The sequence below is a fragment of the Geodermatophilus sp. SYSU D01180 genome, from assembly GCF_054050415.1.
In genome coordinates this window covers 64151-81878 of sequence record NZ_JBJGZH010000017.1, presented here as the reverse complement: position 1 = coordinate 81878, position 17728 = coordinate 64151, and the positions used below count along the sequence as shown (strand labels likewise).

Sequence of the window (17728 nt, the reverse complement as noted above, 5' to 3'; positions counted from 1 at the left end):
CAGGTCGACAGCGGGCCGTCAGGCCACCTGGAACGAGCGCTTCGCCAGGCCGATGAAGAAGCCGTCGATCGCGGTGGTGACGCCGGCGGTCGGGTCGGTCGCGGCGCCGAGGGTGACGAACAGCGGCGTGAAGTGCTCGACCGTCGGGTGGGCGTAGCGCAGGCCGGGCGCCCGCAACCGGAAGCGGGCGAGCTCCTCGACGTCGCCGCGGTCGAGCGCGTCGGCGGCCCACGCGTCGAAGTCCGCCGACCAGCCGGGGACCGCGCCGCCGAGCATCTCCCCGGTCAGGTACGGCAGGCCGTGGGTCATGAAGCCCGACCCGACCACCAGCACGCCCTGCTCGCGCAGCGGCCGCAGCCGCTCCCCCAGCGCCAGCAGCGTCGCCGTGTCGTGCGTCGGCAGGCTCAGCTGCAGCACCGGGACGTCGGCCTCCGGGTACATGACCTTCAGCGGCACCCAGGCGCCGTGGTCCAGGCCGCGGCCGCGGTGCTCGTACACGTGCGCCGTCTCCGGCAGGACGGCGAGCAGCTGCCGGGCCAGCTCGCCGGACCCCGGGGTGTCGTAGCGCATCCGCGAGTACATCGGGTCGAAGCCGCCGAAGTCGTAGACGAGCTCGGTGGGCACGGTGCTGGTGATGCCGAGGGAGTCCGACTCCCAGTGCGCGCTCACGATGAGCACCGCCCGCGGCCGGGGCAGCGCGCGGGCCCAGGCGGCCAGCTCGCGCATCCAGGCCGCGTCCTCGAACAGCGGCGGGGCGCCGTGGCTGAGGTACAGCGCCGGCAGCGGGCCGTCGTCCGGCGTCCACGGCCGGTGCTCCCCCAGCCCGGCGACGTGCCGCAGGTGGGCGGCGAACGGGTGGCGGGGGTCGACCAGCGCGTCGGCGGCGGCGGTGGGGTGCACGGCTCAGCCCGCCAGCGGGAGGTCGAGGGTGGACAGGTCGAGGGTGTGGGCGGTGTGGTCGCGCTTGACGGCGAGGTAGCGGGCGTTGGCCGCCGACAGGTGGACGCCGGTCGGCACCCGCTCGGTCACCGCGACGCCGAGCAGCTCCAGCTGGGTGGCCTTGTCCGGGTTGTTCGACAGCAGCCGGACCCGGTCGGCGCCGAGCGCCTGCAGCATCTGCGCGGCGGCGGTGTAGTCGCGCTCGTCCTCGCCGCGGCCCAGCGCCCGGTTGGCCTCGTAGGTGTCCAGGCCCGCGTCCTGCAGCGCGTAGGCGTCGAGCTTGGCGTACAGGCCGATGCCGCGGCCCTCCTGGCGCAGGTAGAGCAGGAAGCCGCCCTCGTCCGCGATCCGCTCGGCCGCCTCGCGCAGCTGGGGGCCGCAGTCGCAGCGCTCGGAGCCGAGGACGTCGCCGGTGAGGCACTCGCTGTGCGGGCGCACCAGCGGCGCCGGCCCGCCGGCCGCCGAGCGGGCCAGCGCGCCGCGCCAGTCGCCGAGCCCGATCAGCAGGTGCTCGCGGCCGTCGGCCAGCCCGTCGAAGGTCACCACCTCGGCCGTCGTGGCGTACCCGTCGGCGAAGCGCAGCGGCACGGTCACCCGGGTGCGCACCGTCGCCGAGGGGACCGGGGACACCAGGTCCGGGTCGAGGGAGAGGGTCACTGCGGCCTCCACGTCACTTGTACCTACAACCGAGAACCCTAGCCCGCATTGGTTGAAGCAACAAGCACCCGAGTGGGACGATGTCGTCGTGGAACCCCGGTGGCTGGACGACGACGAGATGCGGGCCTGGCTGCGCCTGGTCGCCGTCGTCGAGCTGCTGCCCGGCGTCCTCGACGGCCAGCTCCGCCGCGACGCCGGGCTGACCCACTTCGACTACCACGTGCTCGCGATGCTGTCCGAGGCGCCGGAGCGCACGCTGCGGATGACCGAGCTGGCCACCCGCACCAACGCCACCCTCCCCCGCCTGTCGCACGTCGTGCGGCGGCTGGAGGAGCGCGGCCTGGTCGAGCGGGCGCCGTGTCCCTACGACGGGCGCGCCACCAACGCCCGGCTCACCGACGCCGGCTGGGCCAAGGTGCGCGAGACCGCGCCGGGGCACCTGGCCACGGTGCGCGAGCACGTCATCGACGCGCTGACGCCGGAGCAGGTGGGCCAGCTCGCCGACGTCGCCGGGGCGCTGCTGGAACGGCTCGACCCCGACGGCCGCCTCGCCACGGGCCTGGCGGCGGCGGAGGCGCGCGGCCGGGACCGGTGACGCCGGACCGATGAGTCCGCGGCCGCCGGCGGGTCTCCCCCGGGGAACCCACCGACGCGCCGCGGCCGGCCCGCGACCCGACCCCAGGAGGTCCCCGTGCGCGCCACCAGCGTGCTCGCCCAGGCCACCGTCGCCGACCTCGACCGCGCCGAGCGCTGGTACGCCGCGCTGTTCGGCCGCGACCCCGACAGCCGCCCGATGGACGGCCTGCTCGAGTGGCACCTCACCGACTCCGCCGGCGTGCAGGTGTGGCACGAGCCGGACCGCAGCGGCCGCTCGACGGTGGTCATCGGCGCCGCCGACCTCGACGCCGTCGCGCGGGACCTCACCGCCGCGGGCGTCGCGCACGACGGGCCCGAGCCCGGTGGCGGCAGCCGCGTCGTGCGGCTGCGCGACCCCGACGGCAACCGCGTCGTCCTGACCGGCGCCTGAGCGCGGTCAGCCGGCGACGCGGGTGGCCATGCCGGTGTAGTCGACGACCAGGCCGTCGTCGTCGACGGTGAGCTCGAAGGCGCCGTGCACGTCGTCCGAGTAGCGCCACCGCCGCGGGCCCAGCCGGCGGTAGGTCTGGTCGACCCGCGTCACCCCGAGCGCCGGGACGTCGACCCACGCCACCGGCGTGGTCACCTCCTCGCCCACGGCCAGCGCCGCCAGCCGCCGGATCGGGAGGGTGTTGGTCAGTGGGGTGGCGGCGACGTCGACGTCGACGCAGCCGTCGAGCGCCGGCACCCGCTCGCCGTCCCGCGACCACCGGCGGTCGTCGTCGGCGGTGAGCACGAGGTGCCGCTCGCCGTCGGCCGACACCGCGGACGCCTCGACCGCGCGGGTCGCCCACGCGCCGTCGACGTCGACCCGGAACGAGCAGGCCAGGAGGGTCTCCGGCCCGGCCAGCACCTCGGTGCCGGAGAACCGCCAGCCGCCGTCGCGCCGCCCGACCCGGGCCAGGCTGTGCCCGGCGTCCTCGTCGGTCCGCCGCCACGCCACCACCCGGGTGTCCATGCGCGGAGGCTAGGCGCGGCCGCCGACGGTCTCAGGCGGTGCGGGCGCCCTCCCACAGGTCGATGCCGGCGTCGACGGCGTGCCGGTCGATGCGGGCGAGCTCCTCGTCGCTGAAGTCCAGCCGCTCGAGCGCGCCGACGTTCTGCTCGAGCTGGGCGACGCTGCTGGCGCCGATGAGCACGCTGGTCACCCGCGGGTCGCGCAGCGCCCAGGCCAGGGCCATCTGCGCCAGCGACTGGCCGCGCTCGGCCGCCAGCTCGCCCAGCGCGCGGACGTGCGCGATCGCCTCGTCGCTGAGCAGGTCCGGCGACAGCGACTTGCCCTGGCTGGCGCGCGAGCCCTCGGGGATGCCGCCGAGGTACTTGTCGGTGAGCATCCCCTGCGCCAGCGGGGAGAACGCGATGCAGCCGGCGCCGACGTCGGCGAGGGTGTCGAGCAGGCCCTCGGTCTCGATCCAGCGGTTGAGCATCGAGTAGCTCGGCTGGTGGATCAGCAGCGGCGTGCCGAGGTCGGCGAGGACCGCGGCGGCCCTCGCGGTGTCCTCCGGCGAGTACGAGGAGATGCCGGCGTACAGCGCCTTCCCCGACCGGACGGCGGTGTCCAGCGCGCCCATCGTCTCCTCGAGCGGCGTCGTCGGGTCCGGCCGGTGCGAGTAGAAGACGTCGACGTAGTCCAGGCCCATCCGGCGCAGCGACTGGTCGAGGCTGGCGAGCACGTACTTCCGCGAGCCGCCGCCCTGCCCGTAGGGGCCGGGCCACATGTCCCAGCCGGCCTTGGTGGAGAGCACCAGCTCGTCGCGGTAGGGGCGGAAGTCGTCGCGCAGGTGGCGGCCGAAGTTGGTCTCGGCGCTGCCGTAGGGCGGGCCGTAGTTGTTGGCCAGGTCGAAGTGCGTGATGCCCAGGTCGAAGGCCCGGCGGAGGATGGCGCGCTGGCGGTCCAGCGGCACGTCGTCGCCGAAGTTGTGCCACAGCCCCAGGCTGATCGCCGGGAGGTCCAGGCCGCTGCGGCCGGTCCGGCGGTAGGTCATCGAGTCGTAGCGGCCCTCGGCTGCGGCATACGTCATGACGACGATCCTGCCCGGCACGCGGGGAGCCGAACCGGGCGCCCCGGGTGACGCAGCGCCGTCCCCGTCCCCGGGACGGGTCCGGGACCTCGCTGCACCGGGGAGACGGCAGGCACGATCGCCGGCGCGGGGGCCCGTCCGCCCGACCGGCAGGGAGGGGCGCGATGCCCTTCTTCGACGGCACCCGGGGCCGCGTCCACCACGACGCCTGGCTCCCCGACGGCGATGCCCGCGCGGTCGTCGTCCTCCACCACGGCGACTTCGGCGAGCACCTGGGCCTCTACGCGCCCCTCGGCCGGCGGCTGGCCGCCGACGGGATCGCCGTGCACGCCCTGGACGCGATCGGCCACGGCCGCAGCGACGGCGAGCGGGACCTGATGCTCAGCCGGGACGACCAGGCCGAGGACCTCCGCACGCTGGCCGCGATCGCCCGTGCCCGGCACCCCGGCCGGCCGCTGGTGCTCACGGGGCACTCCGGCGGGGGCGTGGCCGCGCTGCTGCTGGCCCAGCGGTCGCCCGGCCTGGCAGAGGCGCTGGTCGTCTCCGACCCGCCGGCCGCCCCGGTGCCGGTCATCGAGGCGATGCTCGCCGACGACGCCGCGGAGGTCGAGCCCCCGGACCCGGCGGAGGTGTTCAGCACCCACCCGGGCTACCTGGAGGCGCTGCGCACCGACCCGCTGGTGAACCGCGGGCCGGTGCCCCGGCAGACCCTGGAGGCGGTGGTCCGCTCCTGGTCCGCGGTGGCCGACGGGCTCGCCGAGGGCCGGCCCGACGTCCCGACGCTGGTGCTGCACGGCGAGGCCGACCCGGTCGTGCCGCTGGAGAACTCCCGCGCCCTGGTCGCCCGGCTGCCGCGGGCCACGCTGCGCACCTTCCCCGGCGACCTGCACGACGTCCTCAACGAGCACGACCGCGACGCCGTGCACGACGTCGTCGCCGGGTTCGTCCTGGCGCAGGTGCGCCCCGCCGTCCGGGCCTGAGACCCCGGGCACCGGACCGGTACCGGCCGGATCTAGCGTGCCCGGGTGCCTTCCGCCTCCCCCGGTTCCCCGTCCCCTCCCGGAGCCCGCCCGGTCGTCGTGGTCACCGGGGCGAGCTCCGGGCTCGGCGCGGAGATGGCGCGCCAGTTCGCCGCCCGCGGCTGGGACCTGGCGCTGTGCGCCCGCCGGACCGACCGGCTGGACGCCCTCGCGGACGGGATCCGGACGGCGACCGGCCGGCGGGTGGAGACGGCGGCGCTCGACGTCACCGACGCCGACGCCGTGCCCGCGGTGTTCCGCCGCTTCGACGAGGCCTTCGGCGGGTTCGACCGGGTGGTCGTCAACGCAGGCCTGGGCAAGGGCGCCCCGCTCGGTACCGGCCGCGCCGACGCCAACCGCGAGACGGCGATGACCAACTTCGTCGGCGCGCTGGCGCAGTGCGAGGCGGCGCTGGAGGTGTTCCGCCGGCAGCGCCGCGGCCACCTGGTGCTGGTCTCGTCGATGTCCGCGCTGCGCGGGATGCGGAAGAGCATGACGACCTACGCGGCCACCAAGGCCGGGGTCGCGGCGCTCGCGGAGGGCCTGCGGTCGGAGCGCATCCCCGGCGTCGACGTGTCGGTGGTCCACCCCGGCTACATCCGCTCGGAGATGAACGAGCACGTGCGGCAGGCCACCCGGTTCATGGTGGACACCGAGACCGGCGTGCGGGCGATGGTCGAGGCGATCGAGGCGGGGAAGGCGAAGGCGTACGTGCCGGCCTGGCCGTGGGTGCCGATCGGCGTCGCGATGCGGGTGCTGCCGCTCTCGGTCGTCCGGCGGCTCTCGTGACCGACGCCCGCCCGGTCCGGGCCGAGGACGCCTTCGACGTCGCCGCCGTCGCCGCCTGGCTGGCCGCGCACGCCGACCCCGCGCGGGCCGGCGTCGACCTGTCCGCCGTCCCGGAGGTGCGGCAGTTCGCCGGCGGCGTCTCCAACCTGACCTACCTGCTGCGCTACCCCGACGGGGACCTGGTGCTGCGCCGCCCGCCGCGCGGGGAGCACACCGGCACCGCGCACGACGTCGCCCGCGAGTACCGCATCCAGGACGCGCTGGGCCGGGTCCTCCCCCACGTGCCGCGCACGGTCGCGCTGTGCGAGGACACCGCCGTCGTCGGCACGCCGTTCTCCGTCGTCCGGCGGGTCGAGGGGCCGATCCCCCGCCGCTCGCTGCCGCCGGGCGTGGACCTGGACCGGGAGCAGGTCGCGCGGCTGTGCCGCAACGTCGTCGACCTGCTGGTCGACCTGCACGCGGTCGACGTGCGGGCCGCCGGTCTGGCCGACCTCGACCGGGGCCCCGGCTACGTGCGCCGCCAGGTGGAGAACTGGACGAAGCGCTACGCGCGGGCCCGCACGCGGGACGTGCCCGCCTTCGCCCGGGTGACCGCGTGGCTGGCCGAGCACCAACCCGCCGACCGGCCGCACACGCTGGTGCACAACGACTTCCGGTTCGACAACCTCGTCCTCGACCCCGCCGACCCCACCCGCCCGGTCGGCCTGCTCGACTGGGAGCTGGCCACCGTCGGCGACCCGCTGGTGGACCTGGCGAGCGCGCTCGGCTACTGGATCCAGGCCGACGACGGCCCGCTGATGCGCCGGTTCAGCCGCCAGCCCACGACGCTGCCCGGGATGATGACCCGCGAGCAGGTCGTCGCGCACTACAGCGCACGGACCGGGCAGCGGGTCACCAACGCCGAGTGGGCCTGGTACGAGGTGTTCGGCCTGTTCCGCGTCGCGGTCATCGCCCAGCAGGTGTGGGCGCGCTACCGGGCGGGGCAGACGACCAACCCGGCGTTCCGCTCCTTCGGCCTCGCCGTCCGGCTGCTCGAGCGGCGCTGCCTGGCGGTGATCCGGCGGGCCGGCCGGCTCACCCCCGACCGCGCCGCGGCGCAGGTCGGCAGCCCGCTGCTCACCCGCCGCCGGATCCGGCCCCGCCGGTGGACCCCGCCGGCGTTCGCCGACCCCGGCCCGACCGCGCCGTTCCGCGTCGCCCACCGACTGCCGACCGGCGACTCCGGCCCCGAGGACGTGCTCTTCGACGACGCCGGCCTGGTGGTCACCGGGCTGCGGGACGGCAGCGTCGTCCGGATCGACCCGGTCAACGGGGAGCGCACGCTGGTCGGCCGCACCGGCGGCCGACCGCTCGGGGTGGAGCCGTGCGCCGACGGCAGCGTGCTCGTCTGCGACCACGACCGCGGGCTGCTGCGGGTGGCTCCCGACGGCGCCGTCGAGGTGCTGGTGTCCGAGGTCGACGGGGAGCCGGTGACGTTCGCGAGCAACGTCGTCGCCGGGCCGGACGGCACGGTGTGGTTCACGACGTCGACCAGCCGGTGGGACGTCGAGCACCACCTGGGCGACTTCTTCGAGCACTCGGCCACCGGGCGGCTGGTGCGGCGGGACCTCGACGGCACGGTGACCACGGTGCTGTCCGGGCTCGGGTTCGCCAACGGGCTGGTGCGGGCGCCCGACGGCTCGCACCTGCTGCTGGCCGAGACCTCCCGCTACCGGGTGCTGCGGCACTGGCTGACCGGCCCGCGGGCGGGCACCACCGAGCCGCTGGTGGAGAACCTGCCCGGGTTCCCCGACAACGCCTCGCTCGGCAGCGACGGGCTGCTGTGGGTGGCGATCGCCGCGCCGCGCAACGCGCTGCTGGACCGGCTGCTGCCGCTGCCGGGCGTGCTGCGGCTGCTGCTGTGGAACGTGCCGGAGCGGGTGCGGCCGGAGGCGACGCCGATCGCCTGGGTGATGGCGTTCGACCCGGCCGACGGGCGGCGCGTGCACGACCTGCGCGCCACCGACGGCGGCTACGGCTTCGTCACCGCGGTCGCCGAGCGCGGCGGCACGCTGGTGGCCTCCGGCCTGCACGAGGACGACGTCGTGGTGCTGGAGTCGCCCGGTCAGCGGAGGGTGTAGGGGCCGGTCGGGACGGCGTGGTAGCCCTTCGCGCCGACCGTCCGCGCCAGCTCGCTGCGCGGCGGGCGGCCGGCGGCGAGCGCGTCGAGGGCGGCGCGGAAGTCCCACTGCGGCGTCCAGCCCAGGTCGGCGCGGGCGGCGGCGTTGACGTACACCCGGTCGATCGAGGGGAACAGCCGCCAGCCCAGCCGCTCGTACAGCGCCGGGGTGTCGGGGAAGAGCCGGTCGACGACGGCCGGGGCGTCGGTGCGCAGCTGCACCAGGTCGTCCCGGCCGAACGGCGTCGTGGCGCTGACGACGTAGCGGCCGAACCCGAGCGCCGGCGCCCGGTCGAGGGCGGCGCGGTGCGCGGAGACGACGTCGGCGAGGTCCACCCGCCGGTACAGCAGCTCGTTGACCTTCACGTTGTCGTCGGCGTAGGCGGTGCGGACGTCGTCGCTGTCGTCGCCCTCGGGGAAGAAGCGCGAGGTCCGCAGGACGACGACGGGCAGGCCGGTGTCGCGGGCGACGAGCTCGCAGAGGTCCTCGGCGGCGACCTTGGTGGCGCCGTAGACGTTGCGCACCCGCGGCGGCACGGCCTCGGTGACCCACGCGGCGGGCTCGCCGGGCGCCGGCGTCAGCGCGCGGCCGAAGGCGCTGGTCGTGCTGGTGACCACCACGCGGCCGACGCCGGCGGCCGCCGCCTCCTCGAGGACGGTCAGCGTGCCGGTGACGTTGGTGTCGACGAACGCCTGCCGCGCGTGCGTGCCGACGTGCGGCTTGTGCAGCGTGGCGGTGTGCAGCACCGCGTCGGCGCCGGCGAGTGCGTCCCGGACGGCGGCGCGGTCGGTGACCGAGGCGACGACGTCGGTCCACGGCGAGGGCAGCAGGTCCAGGCCGGTGACGTCGTCCCCGGCATCGCGCAGGACGCGGACCAGCGCCTCGCCGAGGTGGCCGGAGCTGCCGGTGACGAGGACACGCACGCCCGCAACCCTGGCACGGCGCCGGCCGGTCCCCTGGAACGCGGACGGCCGCCCGGTCCTGGGAGACCGGGCGGCCGGATCGCGCGGCGCCGGCCCGACAGCCGCCTCTCGGCGAGTGGCCGCTCGCAGCGGCAGGAGGTGAGGCCCGGGGGCATGGACCGGACCGGCACCCTCTCCAACGCACCGTCCGCCGGGACATTCCCGCGCTGCCTCAGTAGGGCGGCGGGGTGGTCGTCGCGGTGAGGCCGGTGGGGGTGGTGACGGTGAGGGTGCCGTCGGGCGCGAGGTCGTGCCGCCAGCCGGGGGCCTGGTGCTTGCCGCGGTGGTGGCCGGCGCAGTAGCCGGCCAGGTTGTGCGCGGCGGTGGGTCCGGCCGGCCAGGGGACGGCGTGGTCGAGGTGGCCGGTGCGGCGGCGGCAGCCGGGGAACCGGCACCGCCGGTCCCGGGCCCGGGCGTGCCGGTCGAGTGCCGTGGCGGGGTGGTAGCCGGCGGTGGGGCCGGGGACGCGCAGGCCGGTGCCGGTGGTGTCGGCGCGGTGCAGGGCGGGCAGGTCGGTGAGGGTGAGCAGCGCACCGGTGAGGGCGTCGGTGAGGACCAGGCGGGGCCGGTCGGCCAGCCCGCCGCCGGCGGTGCGCCGGAGAGGTCGGCGAGCGCCTCCCGCGCGGCGTCGGTCGCGGCGGCGAGGGCGGTCAGGGCGTCGGGTGCGGCGGTGATCCGCCCGGCGGGGCTGCCGCGCCAGGCGGTCTCGTCGGCGGTGTCGGCGCGCTCGGCAGTGGCGACCATCCGGGCGGCATGACCGAGCGCCCGCTGGGCGGTGAGCAGGGCGGTGCCGGCGTCGTCGACGGCGCGGTCGGCGCGCGCCCACCAGCCCGCGGGCACGGTCGTCCCCGGTGGCCAGTCGGGAGGTGGTGGTGCGGGTTCGTCCGGTGGCGGTTGGAGGCTCGGTGGCGGTTCCTCGTCGACGGGGCAGGACACCGGCCGGTCGTCGAACTCCCCGCCCAGTACCCGGGCCTCCATCCGGTCCCACCACGCGGACAGCTCGTCGGCCTCGGCCTCGTAGTGGGCGATGTCCGCGGCGGTGAGACCCAGCAGCGGTGAGTCCTCGGCGTCGATGGCGGTGTCGAGCGGTGCGGCTTCGACCTGTGGGGTGTCGAACGGGCCGGCCGACGGGGTGCTGCTTGTCGAGTTGTCGACCCCGGCGCCCGCGGTCGGAGCGGCGGCCTCGGGGGCGGTGGCCTCGGGCGTGGTGGTCACGAGCGAGGTGCCGGTGAGCGCGGCCAGCAGGGCGCGGACCACCTCTGCGGGCACCACCTGCCCGTCGATCTCGCACGGCTGATCCCCACCCACCAAGGCGCCGAGCGGAGCGACGACATCGAGCGTCACCTGCACCGGCGGCAGCCCGGTCTCCCCGGGACGCAGCACCAGGTCGAGCAGGCAGTCGGCCATCTTCTGCCCGCGGGTGCGGCCGTCGTCGGGCAGCGCATCCGCGTACGCGCCCAGCGCCTTCACCAGCGCCGCGGCCTCCGGCGTGGTCAGCAGCGCACCCACCACGCTCCTCCCGTCCACCCGGTCCGGCCGGGCGGACACCCCGCGCGCGCGCACCGCCCTGGCCAGCCGGTCGGCGGCCGCCCGGACGCCGCGCTCGAGCACCTCCCGGCGCGCCTCGTCGCCCAGCTGCGCCGGGGTGGTCACCCGCCCCGCCATCCACCTCAGCAGGTCGGCCTCCAGCGCGGCGCGCAGCGTGTCGTCGGCGATCGGGGCGACCTCGTCCAGCAGCGGCCACAGGTGCCCGAGGTGCAGGGCTCCGGACTCCAACGCATCGAGGGTGGCGGGCAGCCGGTGCACCAGGGTCAGCGACCGCTCCAGCAGCGCGTGCGCCGCCTCCGCGGACAACGACAGCGCCACCGCCAGCTCCTGCGTCGCCCACGCGCTCACCGGCCGCAGCAGCTCCGGCCGCGCCGCCCACCGCTCCGCCGACATCGCCCCCGGCGCACCCTGCGGACGATCCACCGAGGCCGGCCGGGTCGCCGCGAACGCCGCCACCGCCCGCGCCCGCAGCGCCGTCTGCCGCGCGATCTCCCGGTCCGCGGCCTGCACCACACCCAGCGGCCCGGACGACAGCCCCGACCGCCGACACCACGGGCACCGGAGCGGTCAGCACGTCCTCCACGTATTCGATCATACGTTCGAGCACGACCGAGCAGCAAGTCCTGTGGATGAGAGAAGTGCAGGTCAGACGGCTGTCCGCCTGTCCGCCCCGGCGTCCGACCGCGCCCCCCTGCGAGGCCCGGGCGAGAGCAGCGCCGCCCGGGCAGCCAGCACGGCGGAGCGCTCGGCGAGCACGGCCGCGCGGGCGGCGAGCCGGCGGGCGCGGCGTCGCCGGGCCGCGGCGGCGACCCGGCGGTGGTCCCGCACCGACCGCCGCAGCTCGGCCGCGCGGGCGTCGTCGAGGGTCGCGGTGAGCCAGTCGGTCACGGCGCGCCCCAGCCGGCCGGGACCAGCGCCGGGCCGGGCAGCGCCGCGGCGGAGGCGACGACGTGGTCGACCAGCCCGTAGGCCACGGCCTCCTGCGCCGTGAACCAGCGGTCCCGGTCGGAGTCCCGCTCGATCTGCTCGACGCTCTGCCCGGTGTGCAGCGCCTGCAGCTCGTCGAGGTCCCGCTTGAGCCGGCGCAGCGCCTCGGCCTGCACGGCGACGTCGGACTGCGTGCCGCCGAGCCCGCCCGAGGGCTGGTGCACCAGGATCCGGGTGTGCGGCAGCGTGAACCGCTTGCCCGGCGTGCCGGCGGTCAGCAGGAACTGCCCCATCGAGGCCGCCGTCCCGAACGCATAGGTGGCGACGTCGCAGCCGATCGCCTGCATCGTGTCGAAGACGGCCATCCCGGCGGTCACCGAGCCGCCGGGTGAGTTGACGTAGAGGTGGACGTCGCGGCGCGGGTCGTCGGCCGCGAGCAGCAGCATCTGCGCGCACAGGCGGTTGGCGACGTCGTCGTCCACCTCGCTGCCGAGCACGACGATGCGCTCGCGCAGCAGGCGGTCGGCGACGGCGTCGTGCAGGGACGGGGAGCCGGTCGGGGTCTGCACGGTCGGGACCTCCTGGGCCGCCGGGGTCGGACGGCCGCAGTCAACCGGGAATGCAGCAGGAATGCGTCCCCGAATGGTCCCGTTCCGCCATTCGCGCAATTCTTCCGCTGTCGGCGGAACGGCGCGGGCGGCTCAGTCCCCGGCGACCGCGGCGACTACCTCCCGCGTCCCCGCCCGGCCCTCGGGGGTCGGCGTCGACGGGTGGACGTGGACGGCGCCCGGGCGGACCGTCACGTCCACCTGCGCGCCCTCCGCGGCGGCCCGGTCCCGCAGGCGCACCACGTCGGGGTACAGCAGGTCGCGGGTGCCGATCCAGACCCGCACCGGCGGGAGCCCGGCGAGCGGGCCGCGGACCGGGCTGAGCCGCGGGTCGGCCGGGTCGTCGCCGCCGGCCCACGCGCGGCCGGTCTCGGCCAGGCCGGTGCTGGACAGCCACGGGTCCCGGGCCTCGGCCGCGGCCACCCCGGGGCCGGTGAGCGCGAGGTCCAGCCACGGCGCGATCAGCGCCAGCCGCCGCGGCTGCGGCAGGCCGGTGCCGAGCAGGGTCTGGGCGAAGCCGAGGGCCAGCCCGCCGCCGGCGGAGTCGCCGGCGAGGACGACGTCGTCGCCGAGGTCGCGGTACACCGCGTCGAGCAGGCGGTACGCGTCGCGGTACGTGCACCGGGGCGCGAGGCCGTAGTCGGGCACCACCACCCGGACGCCGGCGTCGGCCAGCCGCCCGACCAGCGCCCAGTGCTGCGGCGCCAACCCCGCGACGTAGGCGCCGCCGTGCAGGTGGACCGCGACCCGGCCGGCCCGCCGCCGCGCGGGGCCACGGTGTGCACCTCGTGGCCCTCGACGAGCCGGGTGGCCACCTCGTGCCGGCGGCGCAGCGCATCGGGCAAGGGGGCGGGCGTGCGGGGGTCGGCCATCCGCTGCCGCGCCCGCTCGGCGGTGGCCATCCGCGGCTTGGCGGTCAGCCGCAGGCAGCCGGCCACCGCGCGCATCGCCAGGCTCACGCCGCGGCCCGCAGCAGCTGCTCGAAGGTGGTGGCCGGGGAGCCGGTCAGGTCGGGGACGGCGCTGCTCACGGCGGCCATCTCACCGGCCGCGATCGCGGTGTACGTCGACACCCAGGCCTCCACCTGCCAGTCCGGGGCGCCGTAGGAGGCGCGCGAGGCGAAGGCCTCCTCGACGGTCTCCGCGTGGTACCGGACGGGGCGGCCCGTGACGGCGGTGATCGTCTCCGCGACCTCGCTCAGCGTCAGCGCCTGCGGCCCGGTGAGGTCGTACGTGCGCCCGGCGTGCGCGCCGGGGTCGCGGAGGACGGCGACCGCGGCGTCGGCGACGTCGTCCTGGGCGACCGCGGCGACCCGCCCGTCGCCGGCCGGGCCGCGGATCACGCCGTCCTCCCCCACCAGGCCGGGCAGGAAGTCGGCGTAGAGCGCGTCGCGCAGGAACGTGGACCGCAGCCCGCGGGCGCGGGCGTGCTCCTCGGTGGCCCAGTGGTCGCGGGCGAGGGTGAAGGTGGCGTCCGGGGCCGCGCCCTGGAACGACAGGTAGACGAGGTGCCCCACGCCGGCGGCCGCGGCGGCGTCGACGAAGGCGCGGTGCTGGTCGACCCGGTCGGCCGACTCCGACGCCGACACCATGAACACGGTCCCCACGCCCTCCAGCGCCCGGCGCACGGCGTCGCCGTCGGCGTACCGCGCGACGACGGCGGCCGCACCCGGCAGCCGGGGCGCGCGGGACGGGTCGCGGACCAGCAGGCGCTGCGGGACGCCGGCGGCGGACAGCCGGCGGGCGACCCGGCCCCCGACCTGTCCGGTCGAGCCGGTGACGGCGACGGGGCTCGGGCTCAACGCGACTCCTCGGGGTGGGGACGGACGTCGCCCGATCCTCGTCGGACGTCGCCCGGGTGGCGTCCTCAGGCCGCGGCGGCCAGCACCGGGCGCGGCTCGACGGGGCGTACCGGGCGGCGGACCGGCAGCGGGACGACCGGCGCCGGCGTCCGGCGGGCGGCGAGCACCGCGCAGGTGACGAGGGCGCACGCGAGCCCCACCGCGGCCGACAGCGCCATCGCCGACTGCCCCACCGCGAGGCCGTAGCCGGTCCAGGCGGCGCAGGACCCGGCGCCGAGCCACCACCGCACCGGGGAGAGCCCGGAGACGTCCTGGGTGCGGTCGCGCAGCAGGCCCAACGGCTGCGGCACCGCGGCGGCGGCGCCGACGACCGCGGCCACGGCGGCGAGGACGGCGCCGGCCGCGGCCGGCGCGGCGCCGAGGTCCACCGCGACCAGGCAACTCCCGGCCAGGGCGGACAGCGCGGCGGCGCCGGAGGCGGTGCGGGCCAGCACCCGCCGGCCGCGCAGCGCCGGCTGGGTGAGCAGCAGGGCGGCGAGCACCGCGGCGTTGCCCGCGCCGACGACGGCGTTGGTGACCACCTGGGCCGGGTCGCGTGCGAGCAGGCCGAAGGTCAGCCAGGCGAGGTTCAGCGCGACGGCCAGCCAGCTGCCCGTGGGCGAGAGGCCCCGGGTGCGGCCGTGCCGGCAGGAGAGCCAGACCTGGGGCCAGACGACGGCGATGCTGAGGGTGGACGCGACGATGCCGAGGACGGCGGGCATGGTGGTGCGGGATCCGTTCGGGAGGACGAGCGAGGGGCGCGGCCACCGGCCGGGAGACGGCGCTCCACCGGCCCGGACCCCTCGTCGTCGAGCGGGTCCACGGGTGACCGCGGGTGTCATCGGCGCCCGCCGTCGGCAACGGAACCCGACCGGCCGTGATCCTCCTGTGACCTCGCTCGCCCCGGGGCGGCCCTTCGACCCTGCCCCCGGGCCACCGGTCGCGGGACGGTCGGGGCATGCGCCAGCAGATGCGTTCCCTCCGGGCCGGGGTGGCCGTGGTCCTCGGCGTCGTCCTGCTCGCCTCGTGCTCCGGCGACGACGGCGGCTCGAGCGACGGCGGCTCCGCGGCCGACACCCCGGCGGCCGACTCCCCGGCGGAGGACACGGCCGCCGGGGAGGACTTCTGCGCCCGGGCCGCGGACCTCGACCAGCGGGTGGAGGACGCCCTCGCGGAGGTCGAGGGCGACGCCTCGCTCCCCGAGGTCTTCCGTCAGCTCGGGGAGGAGATGCGCGACGTCAGCGCACCGGAGGAGATCGCCGCCGACTGGGAGGCCATGCAGGCCGGCCTGGACCGGATGGCGGACGCGGTGGCCGAGCTCGACCTCACCGACGGGGACTCGGTCGCCGCGCTCGAGGAGGCCGGGAGCGGCCTGGACACCGCGAGCGCGAACGTCGAGACCTACCTGCGCGACGAGTGCGGGATCGGCTGACCCCCACGATCAGCGCAGCGGCTGCCGGCACTGCGGGCGGGCCCGGTCGGGCAGCAGCTCGCCCTCGGTCAGCAGGCACCCGCCCAGCACGACCTCACCGCGCTCGCTCGGGTAGGACGGGGCGGTGCGACGGGTCGCGGTCCCGACCGTGGGGACGGCACCGACACTCCCCGGCGCGTTCCCCCGTCCGGGTCCCGGTGCCCGCGCGGCGGAACGTGCGTGCGCACGACCCCGCGTGGGTAGAGCGCCGCACGGACGACCGGGAACCCCCTCCCGGCATCACCATCCGCAGGAGGAGGCGACGTGTCGCTCCCCCGTCCCCAGGTCCCCGACGTCGACCGCCGCATCGTGGTCGCCTACCAGGAGCTCGGCACCGCCCGCGACGGGTTCCGCAACGCACCGAGCGGCGAGGGCTTCACCCTGTGCCAGGCGGCCCAGCAGGCGCTCGACGACCTCCTCGACCTCCGCCTGACCCTCACCGCCGCACTCGCCCGGGTGGCCCCGACCGCAGCTTGAGCGCCGGCTCCCTAGTGGGCCGACGGCGGCTCCCCCGGTGACGCGGCGTCGGCGTGGTAGCCGGCGAGCAACCGCCGCTCCTCGTCCCGCCGCGGGAACCGCGTGGCGACCAGCAGCGCCCCGAGCAGCACGGCGACGATGCCGGCCACGTAGGCCCACTGGTCGCCCTGCAGGAACGCGGCCCGGGCCGCCGCCACGATCTGGTCGGCCTGCGCGGGGTACTGCTGTGCGGTGTCCACGGCGCTGGAGAACGACTTGGTCAACTCAGCCTGCACGCTGCCGGTGACGTCCTCCCCCGACGCCGTGATCGCGCTGCCGGCCGCGGCCGCGTAGCCGGCGGTGAGCAGTGCCCCGAACACCGACTGCATGACCGCGCCACCGAGGTCGCGCTGCAGGTCCGCGGTGCCCGAGGCCATGCCCACCCGGCGCACCGGCACCGACCCGGTCAGCGAGTGCGACGCCGGCGTCCCCGCCAGCCCCACCCCGACACCGACGAGGGCGTAGCCGAGCCCGACCCGCCAGTACCCGGCGCCCTCGGTCCACAGCAGCAGCATCGCCAGGAAGCCGAGCAGCACGAACGCGTAGCCGGCGAGCAGCGTGAACCGCGCGCCGCGGGTCTCGACGATCGCCGCCGAGCGCGGCGCGACCAGCACCATGAGCGCCGCGGCGGGCAGGATCGCCAGGCCGGCCTCGACGGTCGAGTAGCCCAGCACGTTCTGCAGGTACTGCTGGCCGACGAACATCGCACCCATGAGGGAGCCGAACACGATCACGCCCGCGCAGGCGGCCACCCAGAAGGTCGGCCGCGCGGCCACCCCCAGGTCGTAGAGCGGCTCGCGCGCGCGGCGCTGGCGGAGGGCGAAGGCGACCAGGGCGAGCAGCGCGACGGCGGCGAGGACCAGGGTCAGCGCCGTCCGGCCCGGCACCGGCGCGACGTTGATCGACAGGATCAGCGAGCCCACGAGCACGAGGGAGAGCAGCCCGCCCCAGTTGTCGACCCCGCCGGTCGACTCGTTGATGTGCGCGGGCACGGACACCCAGGCCAGGACGAGGGCCAGCACGGCCAGCGGCAGGGTCAGCAGGAACACCGACCCCCACCAGAACTCCTCGAGCACCAGCCCGGAGCAGACCGGGCCGAGCGCGGCGATGGCCCCACCGAGGCCGGACCACAGGGCGATCGCCCTCGTCCGCCCGGGGCCGGCCCACAGGGCGGTGATGAGTGCCAGTGTCGTCGGGTAGGCCATCCCGGCCGCGAGGCCACCGCCCACCCGGGCGAGGAAGAGCACGGTGTCGCTCGGCGCGTACGCCGCCAGCACCGACATCGGGACGGCGAGGACCGTGCCGCCGAGGAGCATGAGCTTGCGCCCGTACCGGTCCCCCAGCGCCCCCAGCCACAGCACCGAGCAGGCCAGGCCCAGGGAGTAGCCGACGGCGATCAGGTCCAGCGCCGTCTGGCCCGAGTCGAAGCTCCGCCCGATCCCCGGCAGGGCCACGTTCGCCACAGACAGGTTCAGGTTCGCGACCGCGGCGACGAGGATCAACGCCGTCAGGACCAGCCCGGAGCGCGGGGGCGCGGTCCTCGGCTTCCGCTCAGGGGCGACGACCATCGCCGCAGGCTCCTCCGGCGGCACGCTCCCGGACATCGTCCCGGCCGGACGGCCGCGGCGCCGGCCCG

The 17728-nt window shown here is 76.8% G+C and carries 18 protein-coding genes; 7 read left to right on the top strand and 11 right to left on the bottom strand.

Annotated elements, in window-relative coordinates; translation table 11 throughout:
- Positions 1-18: 18 nt before the first annotated feature.
- Positions 19-900: a dioxygenase family protein gene (locus ACI8AA_RS16150; RefSeq protein WP_457045418.1), complete on the bottom strand. Its 882-nt coding sequence runs from the start codon at positions 898-900 to the stop codon at positions 19-21.
- A gap of 3 nt (positions 901-903) precedes the next feature.
- Positions 904-1596: a GTP cyclohydrolase II gene (locus ACI8AA_RS16145; RefSeq protein ID WP_457045417.1), complete on the bottom strand. Its 693-nt coding sequence runs from the start codon at positions 1594-1596 to the stop codon at positions 904-906.
- An 88-nt stretch (positions 1597-1684) separates the two neighbouring features.
- On the opposite strand from ACI8AA_RS16145, the gene ACI8AA_RS16140 reads away from it, so the two are divergent.
- A complete protein-coding gene (locus ACI8AA_RS16140) occupies positions 1685-2191 on the top strand; it encodes a MarR family winged helix-turn-helix transcriptional regulator (RefSeq protein ID WP_456928949.1) in 507 nt (168 codons plus the stop codon).
- 96 nt (positions 2192-2287) lie between these two features.
- Positions 2288-2623 carry a VOC family protein gene (locus ACI8AA_RS16135; RefSeq protein ID WP_457045416.1) on the top strand — a complete coding sequence of 112 codons (336 nt, stop codon included), beginning with the start codon at positions 2288-2290 and terminating at the stop codon, positions 2621-2623.
- 6 nt (positions 2624-2629) lie between these two features.
- On the opposite strand, the gene ACI8AA_RS16130 is transcribed toward ACI8AA_RS16135, so the two are convergent.
- Positions 2630-3190, bottom strand: a complete 561-nt coding sequence (locus ACI8AA_RS16130) for a putative glycolipid-binding domain-containing protein (RefSeq protein WP_457045415.1) — start codon at positions 3188-3190, stop codon at positions 2630-2632.
- Positions 3191-3221: 31 nt separating this feature from the next.
- The gene (gene mgrA, locus ACI8AA_RS16125) at positions 3222-4253 is read right to left on the bottom strand and encodes an L-glyceraldehyde 3-phosphate reductase (protein ID WP_457045414.1); all 1032 of its coding nucleotides are present in this window, start codon (positions 4251-4253) and stop codon (positions 3222-3224) included.
- 164 nt (positions 4254-4417) lie between these two features.
- Here mgrA and ACI8AA_RS16120 point away from each other — a divergent pair, with 164 nt between their 5' ends.
- The 3 genes from ACI8AA_RS16120 (at position 4418) to ACI8AA_RS16110 (ending at position 8181) form a co-directional block, all read left to right on the top strand.
- Positions 4418-5233 carry an alpha/beta fold hydrolase gene (locus ACI8AA_RS16120; protein ID WP_457045413.1) on the top strand — a complete coding sequence of 272 codons (816 nt, stop codon included), beginning with the start codon at positions 4418-4420 and terminating at the stop codon, positions 5231-5233.
- Between the two features lie 99 nt (positions 5234-5332).
- Positions 5333-6061 carry an SDR family oxidoreductase gene (locus tag ACI8AA_RS16115; protein WP_457045412.1) on the top strand — a complete coding sequence of 243 codons (729 nt, stop codon included), beginning with the start codon at positions 5333-5335 and terminating at the stop codon, positions 6059-6061.
- Positions 6058-8181 (top strand): phosphotransferase, encoded by a 2124-nt coding sequence (locus ACI8AA_RS16110; protein WP_457045411.1) that lies wholly within the window; start codon positions 6058-6060, stop codon positions 8179-8181. The genes ACI8AA_RS16115 and ACI8AA_RS16110 overlap by 4 nt, the downstream gene beginning before the upstream one ends.
- Here ACI8AA_RS16110 and ACI8AA_RS16105 read toward each other — a convergent pair.
- The 6 genes from ACI8AA_RS16105 to ACI8AA_RS16080 all read right to left on the bottom strand — a co-directional run bounded on the left by ACI8AA_RS16105 (position 8166) and on the right by ACI8AA_RS16080 (position 14827).
- Positions 8166-11240: an NAD-dependent epimerase/dehydratase family protein gene (locus ACI8AA_RS16105; protein ID WP_457045410.1), complete on the bottom strand. Its 3075-nt coding sequence runs from the start codon at positions 11238-11240 to the stop codon at positions 8166-8168. The genes ACI8AA_RS16110 and ACI8AA_RS16105 overlap by 16 nt on opposite strands.
- A 135-nt stretch (positions 11241-11375) precedes the next feature.
- Positions 11376-11618 (bottom strand): hypothetical protein, encoded by a 243-nt coding sequence (locus ACI8AA_RS16100; RefSeq protein WP_457045409.1) that lies wholly within the window; start codon positions 11616-11618, stop codon positions 11376-11378.
- A complete protein-coding gene (locus ACI8AA_RS16095; RefSeq protein WP_457045408.1) occupies positions 11615-12325 on the bottom strand; it encodes an ATP-dependent Clp protease proteolytic subunit in 711 nt (236 codons plus the stop codon). Before ACI8AA_RS16095 ends, ACI8AA_RS16100 begins: the two co-directional genes overlap by 4 nt.
- Before the next feature lie 33 nt (positions 12326-12358).
- On the bottom strand, positions 12359-12973 hold the full coding sequence (locus ACI8AA_RS16090) for an alpha/beta hydrolase fold domain-containing protein (RefSeq protein ID WP_457045407.1): 615 nt from the start codon (positions 12971-12973) through the stop codon (positions 12359-12361).
- Between the two features lie 247 nt (positions 12974-13220).
- A complete protein-coding gene (locus tag ACI8AA_RS16085) occupies positions 13221-14066 on the bottom strand; it encodes an SDR family oxidoreductase (protein ID WP_457045406.1) in 846 nt (281 codons plus the stop codon).
- Between the two features lie 65 nt (positions 14067-14131).
- Positions 14132-14827, bottom strand: coding sequence for a SemiSWEET transporter (locus ACI8AA_RS16080; RefSeq protein ID WP_457045405.1), 696 nt, complete (start codon positions 14825-14827; stop codon positions 14132-14134).
- Between the two features lie 236 nt (positions 14828-15063).
- Here ACI8AA_RS16080 and ACI8AA_RS16075 point away from each other — a divergent pair, with 236 nt between their 5' ends.
- Positions 15064-15537: a hypothetical protein gene (locus tag ACI8AA_RS16075; RefSeq protein ID WP_457045404.1), complete on the top strand. Its 474-nt coding sequence runs from the start codon at positions 15064-15066 to the stop codon at positions 15535-15537.
- Positions 15538-15840: 303 nt separating this feature from the next.
- The gene (locus tag ACI8AA_RS16070) at positions 15841-16053 is read left to right on the top strand and encodes a hypothetical protein (RefSeq protein ID WP_457045403.1); all 213 of its coding nucleotides are present in this window, start codon (positions 15841-15843) and stop codon (positions 16051-16053) included.
- Between the two features lie 11 nt (positions 16054-16064).
- Here the strand turns inward: ACI8AA_RS16070 and ACI8AA_RS16065 are convergent, their stop codons facing one another.
- Positions 16065-17660 (bottom strand): MFS transporter, encoded by a 1596-nt coding sequence (locus ACI8AA_RS16065; protein WP_457045402.1) that lies wholly within the window; start codon positions 17658-17660, stop codon positions 16065-16067.
- Positions 17661-17728: the final 68 nt, after the last annotated feature.

Coding starts and splice junctions, on each gene's coding strand:
- ACI8AA_RS16130 (WP_457045415.1), bottom strand. CDS start 3,190: ATGGACACCCGGGTGGTGGCGTGGCGGCGGACCGACGAGGACGCCGGG.
- mgrA (WP_457045414.1), bottom strand. CDS start 4,253: ATGACGTATGCCGCAGCCGAGGGCCGCTACGACTCGATGACCTACCGC.
- ACI8AA_RS16120 (WP_457045413.1), top strand. CDS start 4,418: ATGCCCTTCTTCGACGGCACCCGGGGCCGCGTCCACCACGACGCCTGG.
- ACI8AA_RS16080 (WP_457045405.1), bottom strand. CDS start 14,827: ATGCCCGCCGTCCTCGGCATCGTCGCGTCCACCCTCAGCATCGCCGTC.
- ACI8AA_RS16075 (WP_457045404.1), top strand. CDS start 15,064: ATGCGCCAGCAGATGCGTTCCCTCCGGGCCGGGGTGGCCGTGGTCCTC.
- ACI8AA_RS16065 (WP_457045402.1), bottom strand. CDS start 17,660: ATGGTCGTCGCCCCTGAGCGGAAGCCGAGGACCGCGCCCCCGCGCTCC.